The organism is Paenibacillus sp. AR247 (assembly GCF_002968895.1).
GTDB classification, from domain to species: Bacteria; Bacillota; Bacilli; order Paenibacillales; family Paenibacillaceae; genus Paenibacillus_AQ; species Paenibacillus_AQ favisporus.
The window spans coordinates 1,811,837-1,816,882 of sequence record NZ_PCZT01000009.1; the positions used below are offsets into that span (position 1 = coordinate 1,811,837).

A 5,046-nucleotide genomic window follows, 5' to 3' on the forward strand; every position below is an offset into this window, starting at 1 on the left:
AAGGGCGACGCCCTCCTTAGAGCCGGAGACGACGATCTGCCCCGGGCAGTTCAGGTTGGCCAGCTCCACGAGATGTCCTTCAGCCGTGATGCTGCGGCACAGCTCGGCCAGCGCTTCGCGTTCGGCACCGAGCACGGCGGCCATGGCCCCTTGTCCGCCCGGAACCGCCTGCTCCATAAATTCGCCGCGCGCCCGGACCGTTCCTACCGCATCCTCAAAGCTCAGCACGCCGGAAGCCACCAGGGCGCTGTATTCGCCAAGACTGTGTCCGGCGACAAAGTCAGGAGTAACGCCTTGTTCGCGAACCGCCTCGAATGCCGCAACGCTGGCCGTCAGGAGCGCAGGCTGCGTATTGAAGGTCTTCTTCAGCTCACTGTCCGGACCTTCAAAAATCATATTCGTCATCGGGAATCCCAGCACCTCGTCCGCACTTTCGAAAATGCGGCGGGAAGCGGGAACCGCATCATAGAAATCTTTACCCATTCCGACGGATTGGGCCCCTTGTCCGGGAAACACAAACGCAACTTTCCCCATTGCTCAGGCTCCTCTCGTATACTTCTTGATGCTAAGCTTCTATTGTATTGCTTGAATAAGCCAATTCACTTCGTAAGCTATCGATTGATCATTCACATAAGATGAATCATATGATTACCAGATCAGCACGGATGCGCCCCAGGTCAATCCTCCGCCAAAGCCGACCATCAGCACGCAGTCGCCTTCCTTCATCCGGCCTTCCTCCGCCGCTTCCACCAGCGCGAGCGGAATGGAAGCCGCCGACGTATTGGCGTACTTATCTACGTTGATGACGCATTTATCCGGCGAAAGGTCCAGACGCTCCATGGCAGACTGAATGATACGGATATTGGCCACGCTCCATGGCAGACTGAATGATACGGATATTGGCCTGGTGCGGCACGAACAGGTCGATATCGGCCTTCGTTTTGCCGGCCTTGCGCAGGACGTCTTCCGTGGCCGTATTCATAACGCGGACCGCAAATTTGAACACTTCGCGCCCGTTCATATAAATATAGTGCTTCTTGCCTTCGAGCGTTTCCTGGGACGCCGGCAGTCTGGAACCGCCAGCTTCCAGTTTCAGCAGCGTACCGCCGGCCCCTTCGGCTCCGAGGTCAAAGGACTGAAATCCCCGGCCATCGGGAACTTCGCCCAGGATGACGGCTCCCGCGCCGTCACCGAACAGCACGCAGGTGTTGCGGTCGGTATAATCCGTAATCCGCGACAGCGTGTCGGCGCCGATGACCAAAGCGTTGTTGTACATGCCGGTCTTGATAAAATTGCTCGCCGTCGCAAGGCCGTAGACGAAGCCGGAGCAGGCAGCGGACAGGTCGAACGCGGCGGCTTGCTTGGCGCCGAGCTTGTCCTGCAGAATGCAGGCCGTTGACGGAAAGAACGTATCCGGGGTGATGGTTGCGACAACGATAAGGTCCAGCTCTTCAGCCGACATCCCGGCGGACTCCAGCGCCTTCAGGGCTGCTTCATAACACAGGTCCGAAGTCGCTTGTTCCGGAGAAGCGATATGCCGCTCGCGGATCCCGGTGCGGGAGACGATCCATTCGTCGTTCGTCTCTACCATCTTTTCCAGATCGCTGTTGGTTAATATTTTCTCAGGAACATATTTGCCTGTGCCGATGATGCCTACTGAACGTAATTTTTCCATTCTCTTGTCACTCACTTCCCGCTGATTTCCTTGGATATACTCTCAACCAGTTGATTCTGCAGTGCAACACGGGCCTGCCGGACCGCGTTCTTGATGGCGTTGCCGTCCGCCGAGCCGTGACTCTTGACGACAAGTCCGCTCAGGCCAAGCAGAGGGGCGCCCCCGTGCTCCTTGTAGTCCAGCTTGCCTTTCAAATTACGCAGCTGAGGCATAAGCAGGGCGGCCCCAAGCTTGCTGCGCATATTCTGAGTGAATTGCTCCTTCAGCAGCTTGAACATCGCGCCGGCCGTTCCTTCCACAGCCTTCAGCAAGATATTGCCGGCAAATCCGTCGCACACAAGGACGTCGCAGCTCCCGAGCATAATATCCCGGGCTTCCACGTTGCCGATGAAGTTGATCGGAAGCTCCTGCAGCAGCGGGAACGCCAGCTTGGTGAGCTCGTTCCCCTTCCCTGGCTCGGTGCCCACGTTCAGCAGGCCGACCCGTGGATTCTTGACGCCCATCACCTTCTCGCGATAAAGGCTGCCCATCAGCGCATACTGCGCCAAATGCTCGGGCTTTGCGTCCATATTCGCGCCCAGATCCAGGGCCAGCACGCCGGCTTCGTCAAGCGTCGGGATCATAGGGGCCAGAGCCGGACGCTCAATCCCTTCCATCCGTCCGACAACCAGCAATCCGGTCGTCATCAGCGCTCCCGTGTTGCCTGCCGAAATCATGGCTTCCGCCTGCTTCTCCTTCAGCATCCGTCCCGCCACGACCATGGAAGCATCCTTCTTGCGCCGGACGGCTTTGACCGGTTCATCTTCGGCTTCGATCACTTCACCCGCATGATGGACCGTCAGATTGGAGGGAACCGTCCCTCCGCCTTGCTTCAGGAGCGGCAGCAACCGCTGCTCGTCCCCGACCAGAACGATCTGCGTATCTTTCCATTCGGCGGCGGCAGCCAAAGCTCCTTCCACGTTGCACTCCGGCGCATGGTCACCGCCCATGGCATCAATGGCGATCCGCATACTGTACTCCTCCTTCGCTGTTATCCTCGCCCGTCGATCTGTATATCAGAAAGTTCCCCTGGAACACCATTTCCTCGCCCACATACGTGAACACCTCAACCTTGGCTTTTCCCTTCTGGCCGGCCATAGACCGGACATAGGCTTTGGCGATGCACTTCTCTCCCAGATGAACCTGCCGCAGAAACCGGATGTCTGCCGATGCGGTCAAGGCAATCTCGTCGTTAATGAGAGCAACTGCCAGCGAGTTGGCCTGGGCGAACACATAATGTCCGCGGGCGATATGGTTTCGGGTGAACACATGCTCTTCCCGTATTTCAAAAATGGAAATGCCGCTCTTATCCAGCTGCAGATCCACGACATCCCCGACAACCTCATCAAGCTGCAAGGAGCGAACTTGATCATAGGAGTGCTCTGCCATCTGCTTCATTCGTTCCCGCAGTTCCGGGATGCCTAGCTCCATCCGGTCAAGCCGGATCGTCTGAATGCTGACCTTCAGCTCCCGCGTCAGTTCGCGGTCGGTCACAAACGGATTTTGTTCGATAATCTTCAAAAGCTGCTGATGCCGCTGCTTCTTGGGCAACCGTTCGATGTGAGGCACCTCCCTGTCATGTCTTGTCCGTCATGAATGTGGAACACAAACAGTCTATGAAGTTCGTCAATAGAATTCACAGGAAAAAGAATCAATCCGGACAGTTTTCATTAGAACCTGGTACTAATGTAGTATAAAGCATGACGGGTCAAAAAGAAAGTGACAAAAAAAATAGCACCTCACCAAAGATGAAGTACTACTTGATTGTTTTTGGCATTACTGCGAAATGATTTCTCTTGATTTATACGTTCCGCACACTTTGCATACGTGGTGAGCAAGCTTCAATTCTCCGCATTGTTCACATTTCACCATGCCCGGCACTGCCAGTTTAAAGTGAGTACGACGCTTGTCACGACGTGTCTTGGACGTTCTCCGTTGAGGTACTGCCATGTTCCCACCTCCTTATTTCAATCAACCGGGGTCCCGAAGGGCCCGGAGGAATGCATTCATGCTCATTTGAAAAAGTCTTTTAGCGCTGCAAGCCGTGGGTCTACCACTTCATTGTTACAGCCGCAGGCACCTTCGTTCAAGTCTCTTCCGCACGTAGGGCACAGGCCTTTGCAGGATTCCTTGCACACGACGGTCATCGGAAGATTCAGGATAAAGGATTCCTCCACGTAAGGGACGAGCTCCACAGTCTCGTTGTCCACATATATGGTTTCATCTTCTTCGTCCTCAGCTTCCTCAGGCTGCTTCTTAAGCTTGAACTGCTCGTGGAATGGAATATCCAAATGCTCATGCACAGGTGTCAGACAGCGTGAACAGGACATGTCCAGCTGTACGGATAACTCGCCTTGAACATCCACTGTATCGGGACCGACATATGAGGCTGTAAGTTCCGCTGTGAGCGGCCCGTCGGCCTTGATGTCACCCAGTCCTTTAAGCAGCGGACTTACATCCACTTGCTGACGGAGCTGCAGCGGCTCGCTGCTGGCTGCCATTTTCCTGAATTGAAAGTGCATATACATCACTCCAAACAACAAAAATTATTATACCGATTTCCGGGGAACTTTGTCAATAGTTTCACCTTGACCTTAGTTCCCCCTTATTGTGACTGGATGCCATTCGTTTTATGATATATTTTATAACAGCCGTTAACCACGGGTGCCCAAAATGAAACGATGGAGCTGAAGACCATGTCCGCAGTCGGCCTGATTGTCGAATACAATCCTTTACATAACGGCCACGTCCACCATTATACCAGAGCCAAGGAAGTGACGGGTGCCGAGCATGCCGTCGCGGTGCTGAGCGGGCCGTTCCTGCAGCGGGGCGAGCCGGGGATCGTCAGCAAATACGCCCGCGCCGAAATGGCGCTGGCCATGGGTGCCGACCTGGTAATCGAGCTGCCGGCCGCATATGCCGTTCAGCCCGCCGAATGGTTTGCCTTCGGGGCCGTCGCGCTGCTGAACGCCACCGGTGTCGTCGACAGCGTCTGCTTCGGAACCGAAAGCGGGACGCTGGAGGTGCTGCAGCCGCTGGCCCGCATGCTGGCGCATGAAAGCGAAGAGCTTCAAGGCCATATCGCGCACTATTTGGGCCAGGGGATGAGCTACCCTTCCGCCTACGCGGCAGCCGCCGAGGCTCTGGCGGGAAGCGGCGGCTGGAAGGAGGATATTCTCCAGCTGCTCCACAAGCCGAACCATACGCTCGGCCTGCATTATTTGATCGCGCTCGAGCGCCTTGGCAGCCGTATGCGCCCCTACACCATCCCGCGCATTCACACGGGATATCACGATGAAGTGCCGGGGCATACGAATATAGCCAGCGCCACC

General features: G+C 55.8%; 6 protein-coding genes and 1 pseudogene. 1 reads left to right on the forward strand and 6 read right to left on the reverse strand.

Features of this window, described 5'->3' with window-relative positions:
* The 6 genes and pseudogenes from CPT76_RS16800 to CPT76_RS16825 all read right to left on the reverse strand — a co-directional run.
* The coding region (locus CPT76_RS16800; RefSeq protein ID WP_146116333.1) for an ACP S-malonyltransferase at window positions 1–534 on the reverse strand (534 nt) is incomplete at its 3' end.
* A gap of 114 nt (window positions 535–648) precedes the next feature.
* Window positions 649–1,675 (reverse strand): annotated as a pseudogene (locus tag CPT76_RS16805) (beta-ketoacyl-ACP synthase III).
* Window positions 1,676–1,686: 11 nt separating this feature from the next.
* Window positions 1,687–2,685 carry a phosphate acyltransferase PlsX gene (gene plsX / locus CPT76_RS16810; RefSeq protein WP_105443654.1) on the reverse strand — a complete coding sequence of 333 codons (999 nt, stop codon included), beginning with the start codon at window positions 2,683–2,685 and terminating at the stop codon, window positions 1,687–1,689.
* Window positions 2,669–3,265, reverse strand: coding sequence for a transcription factor FapR (gene fapR / locus CPT76_RS16815; RefSeq protein ID WP_076168257.1), 597 nt, complete (start codon window positions 3,263–3,265; stop codon window positions 2,669–2,671). The genes plsX and fapR overlap by 17 nt, the downstream gene beginning before the upstream one ends.
* A 225-nt stretch (window positions 3,266–3,490) precedes the next feature.
* Window positions 3,491–3,664, reverse strand: coding sequence for a 50S ribosomal protein L32 (gene rpmF / locus CPT76_RS16820; protein WP_036645943.1), 174 nt, complete (start codon window positions 3,662–3,664; stop codon window positions 3,491–3,493).
* A gap of 62 nt (window positions 3,665–3,726) precedes the next feature.
* A complete protein-coding gene (locus CPT76_RS16825; protein WP_076168259.1) occupies window positions 3,727–4,236 on the reverse strand; it encodes a YceD family protein in 510 nt (169 codons plus the stop codon).
* Between the two features lie 174 nt (window positions 4,237–4,410).
* Here CPT76_RS16825 and CPT76_RS39900 point away from each other — a divergent pair.
* Window positions 4,411–5,046, forward strand: a 636-nt coding sequence (locus CPT76_RS39900; RefSeq protein WP_258168543.1) for a nucleotidyltransferase family protein, incomplete at its 3' end; no start/stop codon positions are given.

Coding starts and splice junctions, on each gene's coding strand:
- plsX (WP_105443654.1), bottom strand. CDS start 2,685: ATGCGGATCGCCATTGATGCCATGGGCGGTGACCATGCGCCGGAGTGC.
- rpmF (WP_036645943.1), bottom strand. CDS start 3,664: ATGGCAGTACCTCAACGGAGAACGTCCAAGACACGTCGTGACAAGCGT.
- CPT76_RS16825 (WP_076168259.1), bottom strand. CDS start 4,236: ATGCACTTTCAATTCAGGAAAATGGCAGCCAGCAGCGAGCCGCTGCAG.